Consider the following 23,415-nt stretch of genomic DNA (forward strand, 5'->3'; position numbering starts at 1 on the left):
ATCGCGACCGCCTCCTCGACCGGCGCCGGCGCGTCGTCGCGGCGATCCTGGCCGGCCGCGAGGTACGCCGGCCCGACCAGGATCGCCGCGACGCCGGGCAGGAAGCCCAGTTCGCGGCGCGGCCGTACCGAATCCTCCAGCCGGCCCCGGGCCGTGTCCAGCCGTCCCGCGATGTGCGCGGCGATGCCCAGGTGCCGGAGCGCGTACGCGCGCCGTGCATCGCGGATCGGGGATCGGGGATCGGGGATCGGGGATCGGGGATCCGAGGGCGATGTAAAGAAAACTGGACATCATGTCATCGCTGCTTTACATTGACGCATGTCCACTTTGCTCGACCAAGGAGCCGGCGTGGCGTTCGAAGAGAAGCGCGCGTGGATCATGGTGTTCGTCACGGTCGGCGCCTACGCGACCTATCTCGCCGTGGTCCTCGGGAGAGCGGGCGACGCCCCGCTCGCGGAGGTCTCGTACGCGTCCACCCTGCTGTGGACGATCGGGGCCGCGATCCTGGCGGCGATCGTGCTGCACATCGTGGTCTCGATCGTCACCCCCGAAGGCGCCAACCGAAAGGACCAACGCGACCGGGAGATCGGCCGGTTCGGCGAACACGTCGGGCAATCCCTCGTAGTCGTGGGCGCGGTGGCGGCGCTGGGCATGGCGCTCGCCGAGTGGGACCACTTCTGGATCGCCAACACGATCTACCTGGCGTTCGTACTGTCCGCGATTCTCGATTCCGGAGCCAGGATCACCGCCTACCGCTGGGGCTTTCCATCGTGGTGAAGAAGCCGCCGACCAGGGTCACCAACACGATCCGCGCCCTGCGCTTCGCCCATGGCGAGATGACCCAGGCCGAGTTGGCCGAGCGCGTGGGCGTCACCCGGCAGACCGTGATCGCCATCGAGCAGGGCCGCTACTCGCCGTCCCTGGAAATGGCGTTCGTGATCGCCCGCGTCTTCGGGGTGCCGCTCGACGAGGTTTTCCAATACCCGGACGATCCAGCGGAGACAGGGGAGATGCCGTGAAGGCGTTCGTTCAGGACACGTACGGGCCACTCGGGGTACTGCGACTCGACGACATCGACCGACCCGTCGTCGGCGACGACGACGTCCTGGTCCGGGTGCACGCGGCGGGGGTCGATCCCGGCGTCTGGCACCTCATGACGGGCCTGCCGTACCTGCTCCGCCTCACCGGTTTCGGCTTGCGCGCACCCAAGGTGCGGGTTCGGGGCATGGACGTCGCGGGTCTGGTCGAGGAGGTCGGGCGGAACGTGACCGGATTCCGGTCGGGCGACGAGGTGTTCGGCACATGCAAGGGTTCCTTCGCCGAGTATGCGAGCACCCCGCAGGGCAAGCTCGCGCCGAAGCCGGTGAACCTCGACCTCACCCACGCGGCGACCGTACCGACCTCCGCCCTCACCGCGCTCCAAGGGCTGCGCGACAGCGGGCGGGTCCGCGCCGGGCAACGTGTCCTGATCGTCGGCGCGGCCGGCGGCATCGGCACGTACGCCGTGCAACTGGCCAAGGAGTTCGGCGCGCACGTCACCGGTGTGTGCAGCACCGGCAAGCTGGAACTGGTGCGTTCGCTCGGCGCCGACGAGGTGATCGACTACACGCGCGAGGACTTCACGGACGGGACGCACCGCTACGACCTGATCCTCGACATCGCGGGCCATCGCTCGCTGACCCGCCTGCGACGTGCGCTCACCCGCACGGGCACACTCGTCATCGTCGGCAGCGAAACGAAGGGCCGCTGGTTCGGCGGCGTCGACCGCGTCCTCCGCGCGCTCGTGCTGAACCCGTTCGTCCGGCATCGCCTGCGCGGGCTGATCCAGGTCGAAAGTGCCGAGGATCTGGGTACGTTGCAAAGACTGATCGAGGCGGGCAAGCTCACGCCGGTGATCGACCGAACGTATACCTTCGACGAGATCCCGCAGGCCATCGACTACATCCACCAGGGCCACGCACGCGGCAAGGTCGCCATCACGATGGTGTGAGTGTCCGTTCCGGGATGACCCGGCGCGGCCCGGTACTCGTCGGGGCCGGGCGGTCGGGCTTGGACGGTGACCCGTCGGAGGCGGCGGTCGTGCGCGGCACGCTCTTGTCCGATCGCACGACGGTCGAGGCGCCGTCGTCCGGCGGGCGCGATGTCCCGCTCACCGTCGACGACGGCGCCACCGGCGGAAGTCGTCCGAGTCGGCGCGGCCTGCTGCCGGCCGGCCTCGGGGTGGCGGGGGTGGCGGCGGTCCCGGTGGGCTTCATCTGGGGTTCGCGTTCGGGGCGTACGGACCGCCCGAAGTCGCCGTCGAACTCGGGGTCGCCCACGGCGTCCGGGTCGCCTTCCGCCTCGGGTTCACCATCCGCCCCCAGGCGAGTTGGCGCCCGGTGCCGCTCTCCGGCGGCGGCAGTGCCGTACCGCTCGCGGTGGCCTTCGCCCCGACCGGCGCGTTGCCGGCCAGTGCCGGTGCGGACGGCATCGTCAGGCTCTGGGACGCGGCGACCGGCGCGTCCACCGGAACTCTCGCGCGTCGGCCCGTCAACCCATGGACGCTGTCGCCCGACCAGGTCACCGCCTTCAACTCCCGTTTCACGGCCGCGCTTTCGGTCGCCTTCCGACCGGACGGCGCCGCCCTGGCCGTCACCAACGGGGACGGAACGGTCAGCCTGTGGAACATCGCGGACGGCACCGAGACGGTGCTGCCCTACCTCGGCCCGGAGCTGTGGAACGGCTCGACCGGCTCCGTGTCCTTCGACCCGCGTGGCGGCGTGCTCGCCGCCACGTTCGACGCCCCCGCCGTCCGGCTGTGGGACCTCGCCGGCCGGAGCAGTCTCGCCACCCTGACCACCGGTGACACCAGTTGGGTCTCCCGGGTCGCGTTCAGCCCCGACGGCCGCCTGCTCGCCACCACCAGCGGCAACGGCAATCCCGGCAACACCGTCTCGGACGGCCGCCTGCAACTGTGGGACACCGCGTCCCGGACCAGGATCGCCACCTTGGACAACGTCAATTCCCCGGTGTACGCCCTGACGTTCCGCCCGGACGGCAAGACACTGGCGAACCTGCGCAGCGACGGACGCGTCACCCTGTGGGACGTCGGAACCCGCACGGCCGGCAAAACCCTCACCGGCCCCGCGTCCGGCGTCACCTGCATTGCCTTCGGCCCGGGCGACACCCTCGCGGGCGGCTTCAAGGACGGGACGATCACGCGCTGGAACACCCGCTCCGGCCAGAGCACCAACGTCCTGGCCACCGGCACCGACGACCCCGTCACCTGCGTCGCCGGCAGCCCCGACGGCACCTCCCTCGCCGCCACCACCAAGACCCTCACCCTCTGGCGGCTCGCGACCTAGTCCTGTCCGGGGGTTGCGACGCAGGTGCCCGGGTGGGCGCGCGCACGGGTCTTCGTGGTGTCCCCGCAATGGCGCGCGTGGTGTGGCGTACGCGCGTGCGGGCCGCGGTGCGGCCGACCCCGAGGCGTGGCGCGGGCCCGTCCGCGCTTCGCTCGGGCCCACCACCCGCGGCGGGCCGATCCGACGAGAACCGGCGACGGACCCGGTGCGGCTGCCGCCGGGTCGGGTCGGGCGGACCGCCCTGCCGCCCGCTGTCGTTTCCGTCCTATACGGCCGCACGGCCACGGCATAGCGTGGACCCCGCAGCTCACCCCTTCACGAGGAGACAGCACCATGCGTGACCTGGTCTACACCGGTTTCATGTCGCTCGACGGCGTCGTGGACTCGCCCGGCGGCGGGCCCGGAGAGGAACACCGCAGCGGCGGCTGGGTGTTCAAGGACCTCGAGTTCGTCCCGGAAGCCTGGTCGCTGAAGGGCGAGGAGCTCGCCGACACGACGGCGCTGATGTTCGGCCGCCGCAGCTACGAGGCGTTCGCTCCGGTCTGGCCCGGCTCGGAAGACCACGCCGGATACAAGGAGCTGCCCAAGTACGTGGTGTCGACCACCCTGTCCGACGATGCCCTCGTCGACGGATGGGGGCCGACGTCCATCCTGCGCTCGACCGAGGACGTCGCCGCGCTCAAGGAGAGCGAGGGCGGCGCGATCTTCATCCACGGGAGCGCGGAGCTGGCCCGGCGGCTGTCGGACGCGGGCCTGATCGACCAGTACAACCTGCTCGTGTTCCCCGTGCTGCTCGGTAGCGGGAAGAGCCTGTTCGGCCGGGCCGACCGCGACAAGCAGATGTTGACGCTGCGGGAGTCGCAGAGCTACTCGAACGGGATCCTGAAGATGGTCTACGACGTCAAGCGCTGATCCAGGTCGAGGCCGATCGCGCCGCCGACGCCCTCGCGCAGCCGCTTCGCGGTGCGCCCGACGTAGGAGCGCAGCGCCCGGGCCAGGTGCGACTCGTCGAAGTAGTCGAGCTTGACGACGACGTCGGCGGCCGGGACACCGGCCGCCAGCAGCTCCGCCGCCGTACGGGCGCGCTCGATCTGCCGGACGGCGCCCGGCGTCAGCCCGGTCGCGGCCCGGAACCGGCGTTCGATCGTGCGCCCCGAGACGGCCGGGCGGTGACCCCGCAGCACCTCGACGACGAGCGGGTCGCGGACCACGACCCCGGCCCGGACGAGACGCTCGACCAGGGCCTCGGCGTCGTCGGGACCGGGCGTCTGCCACCGCGCGCCGTCCAGCCGGAAGGTGCGGCGGGTGGCGTCGGGAAGCTCGACACCTCCGTCGACCAGCGACGGTGTGGACACGGCCCGCAACGAGGTGCCCACGGCGAACTCGATGCCCGTGAAGGTCGCGCCCTCCGGCACCGGCGACGTGCCGGTCCGGGTCTCGGGACCGGTGATGGCCGCGTACGCCCGGCCGTCCTGCTCCCAGAACACCAGGCCCCAGCGCACGCCTGCGACGGACGTCATCACCGTCACCCGCTCACTGGTGCAGGTCCACACCGTGTCGACCCACGGTGAGTCCGACCGGCGCGTCTCGAAGCACAGTTCCACGGGCACAGGATACGTGGCGACCCATCGGCCGCCGCCGGGCTGCGCAATATGGATGACAACGACGGCAGTTCGACGGATTTCCGGGATCCGGCGACGCGACGTGGGCGGGGCAGGAGGTGCACCACATACCGGTGATCGACCGGGAATAATGCACCCCTTTCCAGGCCGCGGGAGGAATGGTGCGCATGCGCCCGTCGGCGGGTCGGAAATGGTGCACCGGCGCCGTATCCCCTGGGCTTCGAACAGGTTTACGTTCTCTGCTCGGCGCTGACTGTCAGGGCCGTCCGACATCTGGAGAGTGCATGCGCAAGAAGCTCGTGGGCGCAACCCTCGCGTTCGCAGCCGCGTTCGGGGGCATGATCGCGGTCGCTCCGACGGCCGACGCCGCCACCTCGTGCAGGACGTCGAGCAGGAACTTCGACCTGCCGCATATGGCCGACGAGAAGGTCACCATCAAGCTCTGCATCGTGTCGTACAGCGGCGGCATCTACAAGGCGACCGCGACGGTCAGCGCGTACAGCTGGGACCCGGCCCCGTGGGACGACCCGCGTTTCGACGCGTTCGAGTTGGATCTGCGCGTCGAGCGGCACGACTACATCATGAACCGCACCAAGCAGGAACTCGGCTGGGTGAGCTACCCGAACCAGACCCGTACGGTCGAGGTCTGGTACCGCTCGACCGCCAAGGGCGGATATTCGGCGGACGCGGCCGTGCTCTACGACATCAACAACGACGGCAAGGGCTACTCGAAATGGGATCTGTACGGGTCCCCGGTGATCAGCTGACACGCCTGTGGTGACGTGAAGAACCCCGGACGGGCGCCGAGCCTGCCCGACGTGGCGGAGCCGAGGGCATCGATGTCGCGGTGTCTTCGGCTTCGCCGTTCTCGCGTTCGGGGAACGCGAGCCCGTGCCCTGGTTCCGTCCTGCGCGGAAGCGGCATCCCGTCCACCTCCGCACCTCGACGCACGCGAGCGGACCGTCCGGCGGCACGGTGGCCGGCACCTGCAACTCGTAGGCACCCGCGACGGAGAGGCGACCAAGGCCCTGGCCGAACCACCCCGTGCTGTTCACGTCGCGTCGGAGGGAGCCGCCCCGCCCGGGTGGGCGAGGCGGCTTCGTTTGCGTCACATGTTGATCATGTGGCCGGCGAGGCCGTGGATGGCTTCCTTGACGGCTTCGCCGAGGGTGGGGTGGGCGTGGACGTTGCGGGCCACCTCGTGGACGGTGAGGTCCCACTGCTGGGCCAGGGTGAGTTCGGGGAGGAGTTCGGTGACCTCGGGGCCGATCAGGTGGGCACCGAGAAGCTCGCCGTGGGTGCGGTCGCTGATCACCTTGACGAAGCCGACCGGGTCGCCGAGACCGTGTGCCTTGCCGTTGGCGGTGAACGGGAACTTGGCGACCTGGACGTCGAAGCCCTGCTCCCGGGCCTGCGCCTCGGTCCAGCCGAAGCTGGCGATCTGCGGCTGGCAGTAGGTGGCGCGCGGGATCATCACGAAGTCGAGTTCCATGGTCTCGGCCCCCGCGATCGTCTCGGCGGCGATCACCGCCATCGACTCGGCCGCGTGCGCGAGCATCAGCTTCGCGGTGACGTCGCCGATCGCGTAGATGTGCGGGACGTTGGTGCGGCCCCGGCCGTCCACGTCGATCGCGCCGCGCTCGGTGAGTCGCACGCCGATGGTCTCCAGGCCGTAGCCGGTCACGCGCGGGGCGAACCCGATCGCCTGGAGGACCTTGTCGGCCTCCAGGACCTGCTGCTGCCCGTCGCGGGTGACGGTGACCCGGACCTTGGCGTTCGAGTCGCTGTCGTCGATCGACTCGACCCGGGTCGAGGTCAGGACCTCGATGCCCAACCGTCGGTAGCGCTTGGCGAGTTCGGTGGAGACCTCGACGTCCTCCAGCGGAACGACCCGGTCGAGGAACTCGACGATGGTCACCTTCACGCCGTAGTTGTGCAGGACGTACGCGAACTCGACGCCGATCGCGCCGGCGCCGGCGATGATGATGCTCTCCGGTAGCCGGTCGGAGAGGATCTGCTCCTCGTAGGTGACCACACGCTCACTGAGCGAGGTGCCCGGCAGCAGCCGGGTGGTCGCGCCCGCGGCGATGATGCAGTGGTCGAAGGTCACGGTCTGGACGCCGCCCGCGGTCAGCGAGACGTCAAGCGTGTGCGCGTCGACGAACGAACCGCGGCCGTCGTACTCGGTGATGCCGTTCTTCTTCATCAGGTAGTGCACGCCGTTGACCCGGCCGTCCGCGACCTTGCGACTGCGCTTGAACGCGGCGTCGTAGTCGAACGTCACCGAACCCTCGACGCGGATCCCGAAGGTCTTGGCCTCCTGCGTGAAGATGTGCGCGAGTTCCGCGTTGCGCAGCAGCGCCTTCGACGGGATGCAGCCGACGTTCAGGCAGACGCCGCCCCAGTACTTCTGCTCGATGACCGCGACCCGCAGTCCGAGCTGCGCGCTGCGCACCGCCGCGGTGTACCCGCCGGGACCGGCACCCAGGACAACGACGTCAAAATGTGTACTCATGATTCCCACGATATGCGGCCGGCCCGGATGGCGGCGCGGCGGCCGTGGCGGGCACCGACGCCGCCACCGGGACGGGCACCGGCGCGACGGCCGCGCCCCCGCCCCGCGCCTCCCGGTCCCCCGCGCCCCTACGCCCGGCCCACCACCGGCCGCACCCGGCGGCCGGTCACCCGTTCCGCGCGGATGCGGACGCACACGTCCCGGCGGCCCGCCGGCCACGGGCCCTCCCCGTCCGACGGCACGTCCGACGGGTCCTCGTCCGCCTCCGCCGTGCCCCGAATCAGGACGCTCCAGCCGATCCGGGCGGCGTCGACGATCTCGTCCACCTCGAACAGGACCGGGCCGGCGACGCCGGCCAGGGACGAGTCGGCGGCCGTACAGAACATCACGTCGCGGCCGAGCATCACGTAGTTGACCGGCAGTACGAACGGGTCGGGCCCGTCGAGCACCGCGATCCGGCCGACCAACTGGAGGAGCAGGTGGGCCTGGCACTCCTCGTCGGTCATCTCCACCAACTCCCGTCCCGGACCCGGATCCTGGCCCGGGGGCCGGGGCGGCGTCCGGTGCGTGAAGGCGGCCGGCGGCGCGGAGAGCAGGTCGTCGACGGTGGTCTCCAGCGCGTCGGCGAGTCGGGACAGCCCGGGCGCGGACGGTGGCGTGGATCCGTTCTCGACGGAGTTCACCCACGCTCCGGGCAGCCCGGTACGGCGGGCGATGTCCGCCACGGACAGCCCGAGTTCGCGGCGCCGGGCGCTCACTCGCCCGGGCAGCGCATCGGTGGATGGACGGACGGTACCCGCAGTCTCCTCGGTCATCGCACCAGCCCACTCCCCACGCACCGGTTTCGGCGGGCATTGCGCCGATCGACGGCGAGCCCCGACCACGCCCCGTCCCGACCGGTCTCGCCCCGACCACCTCGTGCCCCGGCCCCGTCGTGCCCCGGCCCCGTCGAGCCCGACGCCGCCGACGGCGCGGCTACTCGGCCTCGGCCGGGCGGGCCGAGACGCAGACATCGCGCACTCCGCCGCGCTACCGTGCCCCAACCCGAGACCGGGTCGCGCGACCACCCGCCCCGGGCCCGCAACCGCATGCGCAAGCAGTCACACCGCACACTCGCAATCGCACTCGGGGAGGCACGCGTGGGCATGTTCGCGGACGGCCGGCCGGTGGCCGAGGTACTCGCGGAGCTGACGGCGATGCACGCCGCCGACGAACCCGGGCGCGGACGGCCCGGCGTGGCCAACACGTTCGACTCCGGCGCCGCCTCCGTCGAGGAGGTCGCCGTGCGCGCGTTCGAGCTGTACCTGCACGTGAACGGCCTGTACCCGACCTCCTTCCCGAGTGTCGCGACGCTGGAGCACCAAGTGGTCGCGGCCGTCGGCGAGATGCTGCACGCGCCGGCGGGCGCGGCCGGCAGTTGGACCAGCGGCGGTACGGAAAGCTGCCTCCTGGCCGCCAAGGCGGCTCGGGACGCACGGCCCGACCGGGCCCGACCGCAGATCGTGTTCGCCCGCTCGGCACACGCCGCGTGGGCGAAGGCGGCGAAGTACTTCGGCCTCGACCCGGTGATCGTGGACATCGACCCTGTGCACATGAGCGCCGACGTCGCCGCGATCGACCGCGCGATCACCGACGACACCGTCCTGGTGGTCGCCTCGGCACCCTCCTACGGCCACGGCGTCGTGGACGCCATCCCCGAGATCGCCGCCCTCTGCGCGCGACGCGGGGTGCGCTGCCACGTGGACGCGTGCATCGGCGGCTGGGTGCTGCCGTTCGCCGAGCAGCTCGGACACGACGTGCCCGCCTGGGACTTCCGGGTGCCGGGCGTCGACTCGATCTCGGTGGACCTGCACAAGTACGGCTACGCGCCCAAGGGTTGCTCGATCCTGCTGTATCGCACGGCCGCGCTGCGCCGGAGCCAGTACTTCGTCGCCGCCGACTGGACCGGCTACCCGGTGGTGAACCCGACCATGCAGAGCTCGAAGTCCGGCGGCCTGATCGCCGCCGCGTGGGCGGTGTTGCGCCATCTGGGCGCCGACGGGTACCGCGACCTGGTCACCCGCACACTCGCCGCCACCGCGAGCCTGGTCGAGGGGATCGGCGCGGTCCAGGGCCTGCGGGTGCTGGGCTCGCCCGCCACCAGTCTGGTCGCGGTGACCACGGACGGCGTCGACTTCTTCGCGTTCCTGGACGAGTTGGAACGCCTGGGGTGGGCCGTGCAACCGCAGTTGTCCCAACCCGGCATCCCGCCGACCATCCACCTCACCATGACCGCGACACACGGCCCGTACGTCCCGGACCTGCTCACCGCGCTGCGGGCGGCGGTCCGCGCGGCCGGCGGGCGCGACCCGCTGCCCACCCCCGAACAACTGCGCTCCGTCGACGAACTCGCCGCCCTCGCCGAGTCCGAGGCGGGCGTGTCCGCCGACGCGCTGACCGAACTCATGGTCAAGACCGGCTTGTTGACCGATGGGCGGATGGCCCCGGTACACGCGCTCCTCGACCGCCTCCCGTCGCGGCTGCGCGAAGCCGTACTCCTGGCCTTCTTCGAGGGCCTCAACCCGCCACTGTGACGGCGGACGCCGGCGCGGCCCGGCCCGGGTCGTGCCGGCGGATCGGCACGGCCGCCGCCGGGACCGCGCACAGTGTCGATTCGCCATGCTTCGCCACCCGCGACGGGCAGGTCCCGTCCTACCGCCGGGACATACGCGCCGACTAGCGTTTCCGGAGCGACAAGAGCCGGTGCCGGGTCGGTGGGCGCCCCCGGGACAGGCCGGCGGTTCGCCGCGGGAGGCCTCCCCGCGCCGCCCCGGATCACTCCTGTCGACGTGCCGCCCGCTTTCGGACATCCCGCGCCTGGGACGCATCCATGACCCGTCAAGGAGCCTCGCCATGCCCGTGAACGCCGCCCTGCTCGACGAGATCGTCGATCAGACCGCCCGACTCATCTCCCTCGACATCTCCCGGATCGACCCGGACGACACATTCGCGGAACTGGGCGTGGACGCGACTCTCGCGGTCGAGTTCGCGGACGTCCTCGGCAAGCGGTACGGCATCGCCGTGGAGCCCACGGTGATCCTGGAACGCGCCACCCCGAGCGGACTGGCCGAGTTCGTCGACCAGGCGCGGGCGGGGCGCACGGGCCGAACCGGATGACCCGGCACCGTGGACGCGCGGCGGGAACACCATGCGCCGGCGCTCACTCCGGGGCCGCCGCCGCGGCATCCGCCTCGACACCACCGCTCGCCGACCGTCTGTGCCGCGACAGCGAACACCGAGGCGGCGCAGGTCCGGCGGGCACGGAACGCGCGGTGCTCGGGTCGGACCGGTCAGGCACCTTCGGCCTTCGCGGACATGCCCCGCCGACCCGCCAGGAACGTGCGCAGCACCGCCAGGGAACGCTCCGGGTCCTCCCGGAAGGCGCCGTGGCCGGCGCCCGGCAGGACGTGCAGCCGGGTCTCGGCGTTGACCAGCCCGGCGGCCAGTCGCCGGGCCGCGCTCGCGGTGGCCACCGGGTCGTGTTCGCCGGCCAGGATCAGCGTCGGACAGGTGATCTCGGCGAGCCGGGCCCAGCCGTCGAAATGGTCCGCCGGATGCCGCCGGAAGTGCGCCAGGACGTCGTGGTTCCAGCGGATCCGACGCTGCCGGTTCGCGGCGTCCGGATCGCCGTCCGTGCGTTGCGAGTACAGCGGCAGGCAGACGTCCTCCCAGTCCCGCCGGACGGTCTCGGGGCTCTCGCCGCTCCAGTACCGGCGCGCGATCTCCCGCGCCGGTACTCCGCCGAGCCGTTCGAACACGTCGAGCCGTTCGGCGGTGCGTCCGGGCATCACGCTGTCCAGTACGAGTCGACCGACCCGCCCCGGGTGTCGGACCGCGGCGGTCAGCGCGACCCAGCCGCCGCTGGAGGTGCCCACCAGGATCGGCGCGGTGATGTCGAGCGCGTCGCAGAACGCGATCACGTCGTCGGCCCACCGATCCCAGGTCCACTGCTCCGGATCGCCCCGGTCGGATCGGCCGCTGCCGCGTTGGTCGAGGTAGACGACCTGGGCGAAGCGCGCGGCCGCGTACATCGCGGGCTTGAACGACGAGTGGTCGGCGCCCGGCCCACCGTGCAACAGCACCAGGGTCGGCCGCTCGACCATGATCGGACCGTACGGCACGACCCTGGGTCCATCCACGTCGAAATACAGCCGGATGTCACCTATCGACACACGCATGTGAACATCGTGACAGACCACCCGACGCAAGGCGGCGGGTCGGCGCCGGCGCGAGGACGGGCGGGGCGGCCGGCGCGGGCGCGGCGCGCCGACCAGTCGCGGCGGCGCGCGCGAGCACGGGTACGGCCCGTGCGGACAATCCGCTTGCCCGCGGTGGACCGCAACGGCCTACCTGGACACGTCGCGTCGTGCGCCGGCCGGCACGATCGCGCCGCCGGGCGGGTTTCGCGCGGTGTCAGCGGTCGGCGGTTCCGCTCGCGGCCCCCTGCGCGATTCCGGGTGCCGCGGCGCTCCGCGGGGTCGGCGTCGTGTCGACCTCGATCAGCCAGTCCAGGTTGCCGTCCGGGTCCGGGCAGACCTGAAGGCGGGTCAGGATGCGACGCCAGGTGCCGTCCTTTCCCCACACCGTGTACCGGTGGTAGACGGTCTGCCACGGCCCGAACCGGTCCGGCAACTCACGCCACGGACAACCGTTCTCGTACTTCCAGGCCACCGCGTCGATCATCGCGCGGTGATCGACGCACCGACCGCCGCGCTGTGGCGAGGCGCGATCCGGCAACAGCGGCTCGACCATCGTCCACTGACTGTTCGTCAATCCTCCCCAACGACCCACACCCCACCAACGACGGACCCGGCGATCCGACACGGCTCCCGGTCGCCGATCGCACGGCGCGCTGCGCGCCGCCGGATCCGCCGGCGTGCGGCGGGGCGCGTGACCCGACCTGCGCCACTCGCCCCACTACCCGAACTCGCCCTCGTATGGCGCCGGTTCACCGTGGTCGGTCGGGCGCGCGGGCAAGCGTGCCACGGGTCGGGCACGCCCGGCTCGTACACCCGTACGCCCCTGCCGGGCGGCCCCGAACCGGGGGCAGCATGTGCGTCCGCAGGCAGCGCCCAGGACCGGGAAAGGACGTGGTCATGTCGGACTCCGCGCCACCGCGAGTCGAGCCCCACTCGCCCGTGAACACGCACGTGCCGCTCCACCGAGGCGTACCGCCCCACGAGGCCGTACCGCCCCGGGAGGCCGTACCACCCCAGGACGTCGCAGCGCTCGACCGAACCGGAGGCACTCCACTGCCGCACACGACCGCATCACCCGGATTCACCCGGCCCACCGGGCCTCCGGGACCCGGCCGACCCCACCGACCCGACCGATCCCACCGGCCCGACCGACACGCTCGATGCGCGCGATCCGCCGCACCCACCCGAGCCATCCCACCCGATCCCGGCGCCCCCTGCCGGGCGTCCCACCGCCCGCATCCGCGCGGCCTGCGCGGGGAGGTCCGATGAGGTTTCGTCGCCGGGCGCCGGCGCGGCGGGCGATTCCGGTGTCCGGGTCGGAAAAACTGCTGTTCGGCGGCGCGTTGCGCTACGACATGTCCTTCACCCAGCATGAACAGCCGCTGCTGCGCGTGTCGTTCTGGGCCATGGCGCGGCAACTGCCGAGCATGGTCGCGCTGGTCACGCGCGCCGCGTGGAGCGTGGACCGACCCGCCGTCCTGGCACTGCTCGGGGCCGAGATCGGCCAGGGTCTCGCGGCCGGGCTCGGACTGCTGGCCACCAACCGCGCGCTGGTGGCGCTGTTCGCCGACGTGCCGACCACCGATCGACTGCGCGACGCCGCGCCGGCGCTGCTGTTCATCATGGTCGTCACCGCCCTGTCCGCGCTGCTCGCCGCGGTCTCGGTGGGCGCGACCAGTCGGCTCGAACCGCAGGTGGAACGCGTCTGCACGGCCCGCTACTACCGGCTCGCCGCCCGGGTGGAACTCCAGGCGTTCGAGGAGGCGCGCTTCCATCGCACGCTGGACGCGGGCCGGTTCGGCACCGACTCGGTACGGCGGATGATCGGCGCCTCGGTCGCGGTGATCAACGCGCTGGTCGGCCTGGTCGCCACCGGCAGCGTACTGACCCTGCTCAACCCGATCCTGCTGCCGCTGCTGTTCCTGGTCGCCGCGCCGAAGGGCTGGGGCGCGGTACGGTCCGCCCGACGGCAGCACGAATCCGTACACGCGTGGCTCGAACACCGGCGCGCGATCGAGATCCTCGGTCGCAGCCTGATCGAACCGGCGCCCGCCGCCGAGGTACGCGCGCACCGCGCCGGGCGGCTGGTGCTGGACGCGTTCGAGGACATGTCCACCACGATCGAGGCCGAGCACCGCCGACTCGCGCACGCCAAGGGCGTGACCCAGGCGACCGCGTCCGCCCTGTCCGGGCTCGGCGCGCTGCTGGTGTACGCGGCCCTGTGGCTGCTGCTCACCGAAGGCGGCATGCCGCTGGCCGCCGGCGGCACGGCGGTGATCGCGATCCGCACCTGCACCAGCGGCCTCACCGCGCTGGTCATGCAGGTCAACCGCCTGTACGAGGAATCCCTGTACCTGCGCGACCTGGAGGACGCCTGCACCGAGTCGGAGCGCCGGGCGATCCCGATCGGCGGACTGCCGCTCCCGCACGACGTGGACGAGGTACGGCTGGACCAGGTCTCGTACCGCTATCCCGGCAACGACACGCCCGCACTCGATCGGGTGAGCCTGCGCATCCCGGCGGGCAAGGTGGTCGCCCTGGTCGGCGAGAACGGCTCGGGCAAGACCACCCTGTCCAAGCTGGTGGCCGGTCTGCTGCTGCCCAGTGAGGGCACGTTGACCTGGGGCGGCGTGGACGTCCGCGACGCCGACCGGGACCAGATCTTCGACCGGGTGGCGGTGCTCGGCCAGGACTTCCCGCGGTGGGCGATGACCGCGCGCGCGAACGTCTTCATCGGCCGTCCCGACCGGCCGCTCGATCAGGCCCGGGTGGAGCACGCGGTCGCCCGGGCCGACGCCGCCGACCTTGTCGACTCGCTGCCGCACGGCTGGGACACCCTGATCGTCAAGGGCTACCAGCGCGGTTCGCAGATCTCCGGCGGCCAGTGGCAGAAGATCGGCAACGCCCGGACCCGCTATCGCGGCGCGCCGTTCGTGATCGTCGACGAGCCGACGTCCGCGCTGGACCCCGAGGCGGAGATCGCCGCGTTCGCCGCGTTGCGGTCGATGACCGACGACGGGACGACGGTACTGCTGATCACCCACCGGCTGGCCGCGACCGCGACCGCCGACCTGATCTACGTCCTGGAGGACGGCCGGTTGATCGAACAGGGCGACCACGAGGGCCTGATGGCGCTCGACGCGGGGCGGTATCGGGCGATGTACACGGCGCAGGCCGCGCAGTACGGCATCCACACGAGCCCCACCATCCCGCACGCGCGCGCGGCGACGGCGGAGAGCTGATCGGGGACGGTGTGCCCGCTGTCCGGAGCGGGCGCCGGCCGCGGCGCGCACAGTCGCGCCGCGGCCGGGCCGGGGCGGTCAGCCGTACAGGCCGGCCGCCTCCTCGAGGTCGGCGATGCCGTCGGGAGCGCGGCCGGCGCTCGCCAGGAGCAGGGCGTGGTCGCCGAGGGCGCGCACGAGCAGCGGGTTGGTGCCGGCCGGGTCGGCGACGGCGACGGCGCGGGCGTGGTCGAGCGCCTTGGTGTAGGCGGGCAGGAGGCGGCGGGCGACGGCCTCCCGGGACATCGGCGCGAAGGTCGCACGGATGTTGAGCCGGCGTTCGAGCACGATGCGCCGGGCGGGCGTGGTGGACGGGGCATCGAGCGCGGCACGCAGGGCGGGTTCGGCTCCGGTGTGCCGGCTCAGGCGGGTGGGCGACCAGTGGTCGGACGTGGTGGCGTACGCGATGTCGGCGGGTTCGTCGGCGGCGCCGATCACCGCGAGGTGGTGGGCGAGGTGGTCGTGGCGCAGACCCCGGGTGGGACTGTGTACGGCGCGCCGCCGGTACTCCTCGACCGCGCGCTCGAACACCGCGCGCCCGTCGGCGGGACGGTTCGCGGCGGCGAGCAGGTGCGCGCCGTACAGCAGGATCGGGACCTGGCGGTCCGCGTGGGTCGCCTCGAGCAACGGACGGTAGGCGTCGACGGCTTCGGCGTACCGGCCGCGAGCGGCGAGCCCGCCCGCGTGTGCGGTGACGTACCAGTGTCGGTCGGCATGGGGCGGATATCCCCGGGAGAGGCCGGCGGTGACCGCGACCGCCTCGGCGAACAGCGGCTCGGCCTCGTCGTCGCGGCCGTCCTCGACCAGTGCGACACCGACCTCCAGGAGCGCCTCGGCCAGGGACCACCGATGTCCGATGCCGCCGCCGCGGGCCAGGGTGACGATCTCGCGCCGGACGGCCAGTGCCTCGGCCCGCCGGTCGTAGCGGTACAGCGCCCATTGGTGGGTGTGCAACATGCCGCGCAACACCGCGTCCCGGTCCGGGTGTTCGGTCGGGTCCAGGCCTCGGCACAGCGCGATCGCCTCGGTCAGCCGGTCGAGGGTGAGGGCCATGTCTGCCCCGTGGTGACCGAAGATGTGCCCGGTCGTGTGCAGCGCCTCGGCCAACCGCCGGGCGTACCGCGCGGGTCCGTCGACCTCCCCCAGGACGCGATAGATCCCCACCAATCTTTCCGCCGACACCGCGTCGACGTCGAACAGCATGACTCGCGCACGAGCCACTACATCGGCATTCGCCACATGAACCCCTGTCTCGGTTTCCACCCCGCCGCACCGAACGGCACGGCGCCACAACGCGCTCCGGATCCGGGCGCACGCGAACTCGGAACCACCGGACTCCCCCGGTGGCTCGAATCGGCATGGCAGGTACGACATCCGAGGCCGCTTCCCGTTCCGGCGGCTCGTTGTCGCGGAACCGTACAGCGGGGCTTGCGTCTTCAGGGCGCAGGCGATTTCCCATAGGGTTACGGTGCATCAACCTCCACGCCGGTAGGGCGCGAGGCGCACGGAGCCGACAGCCGCTCTCCGCGCCCGGCCCGCTCGGCCGCGGCACCGATGTCGGGCCCCGCCTCGATCGGTGCGGCCATCGACTCGCCGGCCGCTGCGAGTTCACGCCATTGAGGCCTTTCATCCACTTTTGCACGAGGCCGTGGAGAGCGCGGCCAAGATGGGCCCAACCTTTCGCCCCCGATCGCAAAATCCGCCGCTGACCTGGTACTTGCATGGCGAGCTGCATGGGCAAGTGTGCGGCGATATGGAGCGTGGGAGGCAACGGGGGCGGTGACGCGCGAGGTTCGGGAGAGCCCGGGGGAACCGGCGGGTGCCGGGGTGGGATTCACGGGACACGAGGCCTGTTCGCGCCCGATATACCACCAACGGGTCGGGCTGGGCCGGGAATCGGGGTATCCGGCGCAATCCGGTGCGGATCCTGGTGGGGTACGGGCCATCAGGTCGCGTGCGCCGACGCGACGGGGGGACATCCGGCCCTCCCGGGGCCATCTGGCGACCTGCGGAGGCTGTTCTGATGAGAAAGACGTCCTGGTATCTCGGCGCCGCCGCCACCCTGTTGGTCGCGGCGAGCGCGGTGACCCGGTTCGCCGTGCTGCCCGCCGTGCACCAGGTGCCCGACGACGCCGACTTCACGATGCACTTCGCCGGCGGCATGACCATGCTCGACCCGCAGGCGTTGCAGGCGGGCAATCTGTCCGGGGCCATCGTCCGGGATCTGCCGGTCACCGTCGATCGGCACGTACACGCCGTACACGCGTCCGGATCCACCGTCGTGCTGAGCGACCGCACCGTGGTGTCCGGCCCACAGAAACAAGCCCTCACCAGCGTCGAGAAGCGATGGGCGGTGGACCGCAAGAGCCTGCTCGAGCGACCGACGCCCAAGGGCGTGGCCGCCAATCCGCATCGGGGCCTGACGGCGGGCTTCCCGTTGGAGCCGAAGAAGAAGAACTATCCGTTCTGGGACTCGCCGACGCAGACCACGATCCCGGCCACGTACGTACGGACCGAGCGGCGCGCCGGCCGCGAGACGTACGTCTTCACGATCCGCACCAGCGGCCCGCTGACCGACCCGGAGTCCCTGCGCACGCTGCCTCCGGCCATGCCGAAGGCGGCGGTCCAGGGCCTGGCCGGCGTCGCGTTCCCGGGCCGGGTCCCGGACCTGGGCGGCCAGGCCGACCCGACCCCGCTGGCCTACACCTCGACCACCGACCTCACCGGCTGGGTCGACACCGAGACCGGCGTCACGGTGGACCTCGAATCCACCCAGGCCCTGACCGCGACCGCGACATCGGCGACCGGCGACCGGACCGAGGTCTTCCCGGTGATGTCGCTGAAGATGACCACCACACCGGCCTCGCGCGCGGAATTGGCCGACACCGCCGCCGACGGCGCCCGCGCGCTGTGGCTGCTCGGCGTGGTGGCCCCGTTGGTGGCCCTCCTGCTCGGCCTGGTCCTGCTCGGACTGGCCGTGTACCTCGAACTCCGGGCCCGGCGCCGCCGCACCGGCGCCACACTGCCGGGGCCGCGCTCCGAGGCCACCCCGGCGCCCGCCGCGGATCCGGAAGCGGCCTCGAACGCACCGGCCGGCTCCACTGCCTCCGCAACCGCATCCCCATCCGGGTCCGCCTCGACCTCCGATGCGGACTCCGAGACGAACGCGCCGAGCAGCTAGCCCCGGCCGGCCGGCGAGCGAGGGGAACGGCGGCGGGCAGGGAAGCCTGCCGCGAAACGCCATGGCCCGGCACCGGAATCCCATGCGGATGCCAGTGCCGGGCTTCGTGGTGTCCACCGCCGGCGGCTCTCACCGTGCGAAGCCTTGCGCGGCGCCGACCGCGGTTGCGTTGATCCGCACAGCCGGTATCACACCTCGTGCCGGTTTTTTCGGTGCGCCCGCTCTGCCATGATCACCGGTACCCGATCGAGGGGATGTGGTGGTATGTCGGCGGAACGGGTCACCGCGACGGTGCCGTTCGGGGCCGGGTCGATCTCGTTGCGGATCTATCCGCACGACGGGCTCGACGCGTCGGGCGTGGCCGGGGAGGCGATCCGGCAGGCCGTACTCGGTGTGGAGAGCGGCTTCGACGGCGTGATGACCAGCGAGCATCACGGCGGGTTCGCCGGATACCTGCCCAATCCGCTCCAGGTGGCCGGCTGGATGCTGGACCGGATGGCGTCCGGGTGGGCCGCCGCCGCCCCCGTGCTGCTCCCGCTGCGGCCCGTCGCGATGCTCGCCGAGGAGGTGGCGTGGCTGGCCGCGCTGCATCCCGGGCGGGTCGGCGTCGGGGTCGCGCCCGGCGGGCTGGAACGGGACTTCCGGCTGATGGGGCTCGACTTCGCGGCCCGGGCGGCCGGATTCCGGGCGGGATTGCCCCGACTGACCGAGTTGCTGCGTGGCGCGGGACTGGGTGAACTGGCCGGTGACCGGGCGCTGTCCGGGTGTGCCGCGCGACCGGTGCCCGTGGTGAGCGCGGCGATGAGTCCGGGCGCGGTGCGCCGGGCGGCCGAGGCCGGCGCGGGCATCCTCTTCGACGGTGCCTCGGAGCCGGCCCGGCTGCGCGAGTTGACGGATCGCTACCTCGACGCCGGCGGTTCCGGGCCCCGCGTGTTGATCCGCCGGGTGTGGCTCGGAGATCCGCCGCGCGAGGCGTTCGAGCGACAGTCGCGGGTGTATCGGGGCTACACCCCGGCGGCGGCTCAACGGCACTGGCGCGGCACCGGGTTCGTCTGCCACGACGACGCGGTCGCGCTCGCCGACGAACTCGGCGCGGTGCGGGCCGAGATCGGCGCCACGTGCGTCAACCTGCGGATCCATGTGCCCGGCGTGTCCTTTGAGGCGGCCCGTGAGCAGATCGCCGCGCTCGGCCACGAGGTGCTGCCTCGGCTGCGGGCCGCCGGCGCGGATGCGGCCCCGGCTCGCGGTGCGAGCGCGGATCCGGCACGCGGCGACGATTCCGTGACCGATACGACCACGACGACCGAGGGAGCGCGGCAGCGGTGATAGCGGAGCGAATCAGGTTGACCGGGCGGACGGTGATCGTCTCCGGGGCCGGTGGCGGCGGGATCGGGACGACCTGCGTGCGCGGGCTGCTCGAAGCCGGTGCCACCGTGCTGGGCGTGGATCGGGACGCCGATCGATTGGCCGCGATCGAGGCCGAGTCGGCGGACTCGACGGGTCCGGAGGGTTCGACCGGGCCGGAGGGTTCGACAGGTCCGGCGGGATTTGCGGATTCGGCGGGGCCGGTCGGTCCGCGCGGCACGTTGCTCACGGTGTGCGCGGACGTGTCCACCGCCGAAGGAGTGGCGACCGTGCTGGAGCGGGCCGCCGCCGCGCCCGGTGAACTGTACGGCCTGGTCAACGTGGTGGGCGGGAGCCTGCTGCCGCACTGGGCACCCGCGCTCGACTTCGACCGCGCGCAGTGGGACCAGTCCTTCGAGCTGAACCTGCATCACGTGATGTGGCTGTCCCAGGCCCTCGCCCGGCACCTGGTCGCCCACGAGTCGCCCGGCTCGATCGTGACCATCAACTCCACCGGCGGCGTGGTCGCCGCGCCCTATCACGTGGGCTACGGCACGGCCAAGGCCGCAGTACTCGGGCTGACCCGGACGCTCGCCCTGGAATGGGGCCGGTACGGGATCCGGGTCAACGGGGTCGCGGCCGGCTCGATCACCACGCCGCGCGCGACCGCCGCCGCGCAGGACCCGGAGCTCGCGGGCCGAGGGGTCCCGCTGCGCCGCCGGGGCACGCCGGCCGACGTCGCGGCGGCCGTCCTGTTCCTGATCTCGGACCTGTCCGCGTACACCACCGGCGCGGTGATCCCGGTCGAGGGCGGCGCGCTCCATCGACTCGGACTGTTCGACGAGGACAACGTCCCGGTACACATCACCAATCCGCAGATCCTGGCCCGAATCCACGGGGACGCGCCGGACTGACCGCCGGCCCGACCTGCCGGCCGGTCTGCCGACTCGGCCCGCCCCCTCGGCCCACCGGTCCCGGAGAACAGCGGGCCGATTCCCGGTCACGGCCGCGGCAGTGCGGTCGCCGCCGCGCGGACCAACTCGCCCAACAGCGCCGCGGCGGCCGGCGGATCCGGCGCCGCGCCGTGCACCGCCGCGTCGACGAGCCGTTCCTGATCGGGCAGTGGCACCGTGCGTACCGCCGCGTTGCGCTGCGCCGCCAATGCCAGACCGGGCAGTGTGGTGACACCGAGGCCGGCGGCGACCAGTGCCTGGACGGCGACGTAGTCGTCGGTGGTGAAGGCGACTTCGGGTACGAACCCTTCCGCCGCACAGGAGAGGATCAGGTGGGTGCGGCAGCGCTCGCACCCGGTGATCCAGCGTCGTCGCGCGTGGTCGACGAGCCGATCGCCGGCCACGCCCATCGGCGTCACCAGGTGGATCGGCTCGACCAACAGCCGGGTGCGACGCAGCCCGTCGGCCGTCTCCGCCGGCTGCCCCGGGTGCGTGAACAACAGCGCGACGTCCACCTCGCCTGCGCGCAACAGCCGTACGGCGTGCGGTGGTTCGGCCTCGACCAGACGCAGTTCGACGGCCGGATGGGCGGCGCTGAACGCGGCCGCGGCGCGCGGTACGAAGGTGCCCAGCGCGGAGGGAAACGCGGCCAACCGGACCCGGCCCGCGCGCAGTCCGGTGTAGGCGGCCAACTCGGCCTCGGCCGCGTCCAACCGGCCCAGGATCTCCTCGGCCCGCTCGGCCAGCGTGCGTCCCGCGTCGGTCAGTCGGATACCGCGTCCCACCCGCTGGACCAGCCGGCTGCCGGTCTCCGCCTCCAGGCGGGAGAGGTGGTGACTGACCGAGGGCTGCGCGTACCCCAGCACCCGGGCCGCCTCGGTGACCGAGCCGTGCCGGGCGACGGCGGCGAGCACGCGCAGTCGGGTGACGTCGAGCATGCCCGGCAACATATCAATCATGTCTATGGATGTCCGAGAAGACTGGCATTGGACCGATGGAATGCCGGCATCGGACGATGGCGGCATGGATGCCGACCCCGCCTTCGCGACCACCGCCCTCGCTTCCACGACCGGTGCCGGAGCCGACACGACCGTCCCAGCCGGCACGGCCGGCGATCCCACCTTCGCCGACGTCCTGGCCGCCCGCGATCTTCTCGCCGAACACCTCCCGCCGACTCCGATGTGGTCGTATCCCGCACTCGACGCGGCCACCGGCGCGCACGTGTACGTCAAGCACGAGAACGCCCAGCCCGTCGGGGCCTTCAAGGTGCGGGGCGGGTTGACCCTGCTGGCCGGCCTGAGCCCGGCCGAGCGTGCGCGGGGCCTGGTCACCTATTCGACCGGCAACCACGCGCAGTCGATCGCCTACGCGTGCGCCGCGTTCGACGCCGCCTGCACGGTGGTGATGCCCGCCGAGGCGAACGCGGCGAAGGTACGGGCGGTCCGCGCGCTCGGCGCCGAGGTGCTGCTGCACGGCGCGGACATGGCCGGCGCGCAGTCGCGGGCCGAGGAGTACGCGGTCGCCGGGGGCGGGCTCCTGATCAGTCCCGGCGACACCGCGGCCCTGGTGGCCGGGGTCGGCACGACGTACCTGGAGATCCTCACGGCCCGGCCCGGCCTGGACGCGGTCGTGGTCCCGGTGGGCAGCGGCACCGGAGCGGCCGGCGCGCTGCTCGTGGCCGCCGAACTCGCCCCCAACTGCCGGGTGTTCGCCGTGCAATCGGCCGCCTCTCCGGCCGCGCACGACTCGTGGCGGAGCGGCTCGTGCGTCACTCGCGCGAACACCACCGTCGTGGAGGGCCTGGCCACCGGTCGCGGCTTCGAACTGCCACAGCGCCTGCTGCGGACCGCCGGCCTGGCCGACTTCCTGCTCGTCACCGACGCGCGGATCGCCCACGCACAACGGTTGCTCGCGACCCACGCGCACACCCTCGCCGAGGGCGCCGGCGCCGCCGCACTGGCGGCCGTACTCGCCCACCCCGCCGAGTTCAAGGGACTGAACATCGCCGTCGTCTGCACCGGCGGCAACGCCTCCGCCGCCGAAATCACCTCCCTGGGCGGGGACCACACGTGAGCGGGTCGGTGAGGTGAGGTGAGGTGAGGCGGGGCCATCGGCTGCCCCGGGCCCGTCGAGACCCACGATCCGCGGCGCCGAGATCGCCCGCCGGGGAACGATAACCCAGGGGTTAAGGGTGGTTCGGAGATCGGCCGTTGTTCGGGGTGGTCGGGCGCGAGAGTCTTGAGGTGTCGGGGAGCGAGGCAGCCGGACGCGCAGGACGCGGACCGTCGCCTCACCACCAACCACCTTCATTCTCATGGGAGTTCATCATGGCTGCGATCAACCACACGCTCACCGCCGGCACCGACGCGATCGCCGGCACCCGGGACGTCGTCGGCCGCTGGCTCACCGCCGGCGCCGTCGCCAACACCCTGATGGCCGGCACCTACGTCGCCTTCTCCACCGTCGTCATGCCGCTGCTCGGCACCAAGGACGACGCCGACTTCGTGCACTCGATGCAGCAGATCAACACCGGCATCGAGAACCCGCTCTTCTTCACCGTGTTCACCGCCGCCCTCGCCGCACCCGCCATCGCCGCCTGGAAACTCCGCAAGCGCGGCGGCGGCACCACCCTCATGCGCTGGACCCTGGCCGCCCTCGCCCTCTACACCACCACCGTCCTGACCACCTCCGGCATCAACGTCCCCCTCAACGAGGCACTCGCCGCCGCCGGCGGCACCGACCCGGGCAAGACCCGCGCCGACTTCGAGACCACCTGGAACATCTGGAACGGCATCCGCGCCGCACTCTCCACCGCCGCCGCCCTCGCCATGTACAAGGCCATCCGCCTGCACCGCCGCAACCGGGTCTGAGCACCGACGCGGGCCGGGTCGCCGGCGTGGTCTCGCCGCCGGCGGATCTCGACGGATCGTTTGCCCA

At 72.3% G+C, this 23,415-nt stretch carries 21 protein-coding genes; 14 read left to right on the plus strand and 7 right to left on the minus strand.

The window, feature by feature from the left end; translation table 11 throughout:
* The first annotated feature begins 348 nt into the window (after nt 1–348).
* The 5 genes from ACWCPW_RS03455 (at nt 349) to ACWCPW_RS03475 (ending at nt 4,256) form a co-directional block, all read left to right on the plus strand.
* A complete protein-coding gene (locus ACWCPW_RS03455) occupies nt 349–777 on the plus strand; it encodes a hypothetical protein (protein ID WP_449759898.1) in 429 nt (142 codons plus the stop codon).
* Entirely contained in the window at nt 771–1,019 is a 249-nt protein-coding gene (locus ACWCPW_RS03460) for a helix-turn-helix transcriptional regulator (RefSeq protein WP_449759899.1), read from the plus strand. The genes ACWCPW_RS03455 and ACWCPW_RS03460 overlap by 7 nt, the downstream gene beginning before the upstream one ends.
* Nucleotides 1,016–1,990: an NAD(P)-dependent alcohol dehydrogenase gene (locus ACWCPW_RS03465; protein WP_449759900.1), complete on the plus strand. Its 975-nt coding sequence runs from the start codon at nt 1,016–1,018 to the stop codon at nt 1,988–1,990. The genes ACWCPW_RS03460 and ACWCPW_RS03465 overlap by 4 nt, the downstream gene beginning before the upstream one ends.
* Nucleotides 1,991–2,378: 388 nt before the next feature.
* Nucleotides 2,379–3,344, plus strand: a complete 966-nt coding sequence (locus ACWCPW_RS03470; RefSeq protein WP_449759901.1) for a WD40 repeat domain-containing protein — start codon at nt 2,379–2,381, stop codon at nt 3,342–3,344.
* Nucleotides 3,345–3,677: 333 nt separating this feature from the next.
* Nucleotides 3,678–4,256, plus strand: a complete 579-nt coding sequence (locus tag ACWCPW_RS03475) for a dihydrofolate reductase family protein (RefSeq protein ID WP_449759902.1) — start codon at nt 3,678–3,680, stop codon at nt 4,254–4,256.
* On the opposite strand, the gene ACWCPW_RS03480 is transcribed toward ACWCPW_RS03475, so the two are convergent.
* Complete coding sequence (locus ACWCPW_RS03480; protein WP_449759903.1) at nt 4,238–4,948, minus strand: helix-turn-helix domain-containing protein; 711 nt, start codon at nt 4,946–4,948, stop codon at nt 4,238–4,240. The genes ACWCPW_RS03475 and ACWCPW_RS03480 overlap by 19 nt on opposite strands.
* 302 nt (nt 4,949–5,250) lie before the next feature.
* Here ACWCPW_RS03480 and ACWCPW_RS03485 point away from each other — a divergent pair, with 302 nt between their 5' ends.
* Complete coding sequence (locus ACWCPW_RS03485) at nt 5,251–5,733, plus strand: hypothetical protein (protein WP_449759904.1); 483 nt, start codon at nt 5,251–5,253, stop codon at nt 5,731–5,733.
* A 341-nt stretch (nt 5,734–6,074) separates the two neighbouring features.
* On the opposite strand, the gene lpdA is transcribed toward ACWCPW_RS03485, so the two are convergent.
* Together lpdA and ACWCPW_RS03495 are read right to left on the minus strand one after the other, a co-directional pair.
* On the minus strand, nt 6,075–7,481 hold the full coding sequence (gene lpdA / locus ACWCPW_RS03490) for a dihydrolipoyl dehydrogenase (protein ID WP_449759905.1): 1,407 nt from the start codon (nt 7,479–7,481) through the stop codon (nt 6,075–6,077).
* Nucleotides 7,482–7,609: 128 nt separating this feature from the next.
* Entirely contained in the window at nt 7,610–8,296 is a 687-nt protein-coding gene (locus ACWCPW_RS03495) for a helix-turn-helix domain-containing protein (RefSeq protein ID WP_449759906.1), read from the minus strand.
* Nucleotides 8,297–8,626: 330 nt separating this feature from the next.
* Here ACWCPW_RS03495 and ACWCPW_RS03500 point away from each other — a divergent pair, with 330 nt between their 5' ends.
* Nucleotides 8,627–10,054: a pyridoxal phosphate-dependent decarboxylase family protein gene (locus tag ACWCPW_RS03500; RefSeq protein ID WP_449760208.1), complete on the plus strand. Its 1,428-nt coding sequence runs from the start codon at nt 8,627–8,629 to the stop codon at nt 10,052–10,054.
* 319 nt (nt 10,055–10,373) lie between these two features.
* Nucleotides 10,374–10,637 carry an acyl carrier protein gene (locus ACWCPW_RS03505; protein WP_449759907.1) on the plus strand — a complete coding sequence of 88 codons (264 nt, stop codon included), beginning with the start codon at nt 10,374–10,376 and terminating at the stop codon, nt 10,635–10,637.
* A gap of 173 nt (nt 10,638–10,810) precedes the next feature.
* On the opposite strand, the gene ACWCPW_RS03510 is transcribed toward ACWCPW_RS03505, so the two are convergent.
* The gene (locus tag ACWCPW_RS03510; RefSeq protein WP_449759908.1) at nt 10,811–11,698 is read right to left on the minus strand and encodes an alpha/beta fold hydrolase; all 888 of its coding nucleotides are present in this window, start codon (nt 11,696–11,698) and stop codon (nt 10,811–10,813) included.
* 235 nt (nt 11,699–11,933) lie between these two features.
* Complete coding sequence (locus tag ACWCPW_RS03515) at nt 11,934–12,293, minus strand: transposase (protein ID WP_449759909.1); 360 nt, start codon at nt 12,291–12,293, stop codon at nt 11,934–11,936.
* A 691-nt stretch (nt 12,294–12,984) separates the two neighbouring features.
* Between ACWCPW_RS03515 and ACWCPW_RS03520 the strand changes: the two genes are divergently transcribed.
* Complete coding sequence (locus tag ACWCPW_RS03520) at nt 12,985–14,961, plus strand: ABC transporter ATP-binding protein (RefSeq protein WP_449759910.1); 1,977 nt, start codon at nt 12,985–12,987, stop codon at nt 14,959–14,961.
* A 78-nt stretch (nt 14,962–15,039) separates the two neighbouring features.
* Here the strand turns inward: ACWCPW_RS03520 and ACWCPW_RS03525 are convergent, their stop codons facing one another.
* Nucleotides 15,040–16,203 (minus strand): hypothetical protein, encoded by a 1,164-nt coding sequence (locus ACWCPW_RS03525; protein WP_449759911.1) that lies wholly within the window; start codon nt 16,201–16,203, stop codon nt 15,040–15,042.
* 820 nt (nt 16,204–17,023) lie between these two features.
* Between ACWCPW_RS03525 and ACWCPW_RS03530 the strand changes: the two genes are divergently transcribed.
* From ACWCPW_RS03530 to ACWCPW_RS03540, 3 genes are all read left to right on the plus strand, one after another.
* Nucleotides 17,024–18,181: a porin PorA family protein gene (locus tag ACWCPW_RS03530; protein WP_449759912.1), complete on the plus strand. Its 1,158-nt coding sequence runs from the start codon at nt 17,024–17,026 to the stop codon at nt 18,179–18,181.
* A gap of 264 nt (nt 18,182–18,445) precedes the next feature.
* On the plus strand, nt 18,446–19,507 hold the full coding sequence (locus ACWCPW_RS03535) for an LLM class flavin-dependent oxidoreductase (RefSeq protein WP_449759913.1): 1,062 nt from the start codon (nt 18,446–18,448) through the stop codon (nt 19,505–19,507).
* Nucleotides 19,504–20,439, plus strand: coding sequence for an SDR family NAD(P)-dependent oxidoreductase (locus tag ACWCPW_RS03540; RefSeq protein ID WP_449759914.1), 936 nt, complete (start codon nt 19,504–19,506; stop codon nt 20,437–20,439). The genes ACWCPW_RS03535 and ACWCPW_RS03540 overlap by 4 nt, the downstream gene beginning before the upstream one ends.
* Nucleotides 20,440–20,525: 86 nt before the next feature.
* Here ACWCPW_RS03540 and ACWCPW_RS03545 read toward each other — a convergent pair whose 3' ends face one another.
* Nucleotides 20,526–21,437 carry a LysR family transcriptional regulator gene (locus ACWCPW_RS03545; protein ID WP_449759915.1) on the minus strand — a complete coding sequence of 304 codons (912 nt, stop codon included), beginning with the start codon at nt 21,435–21,437 and terminating at the stop codon, nt 20,526–20,528.
* A gap of 64 nt (nt 21,438–21,501) precedes the next feature.
* On the opposite strand from ACWCPW_RS03545, the gene ACWCPW_RS03550 reads away from it, so the two are divergent.
* Nucleotides 21,502–22,551 (plus strand): threonine ammonia-lyase, encoded by a 1,050-nt coding sequence (locus ACWCPW_RS03550; protein ID WP_449759916.1) that lies wholly within the window; start codon nt 21,502–21,504, stop codon nt 22,549–22,551.
* 254 nt (nt 22,552–22,805) lie between these two features.
* Entirely contained in the window at nt 22,806–23,348 is a 543-nt protein-coding gene (locus tag ACWCPW_RS03555; RefSeq protein WP_449759917.1) for an anthrone oxygenase family protein, read from the plus strand.
* Nucleotides 23,349–23,415 lie beyond the last annotated feature (67 nt).

Source organism: Embleya sp. NPDC001921, assembly GCF_053594475.1.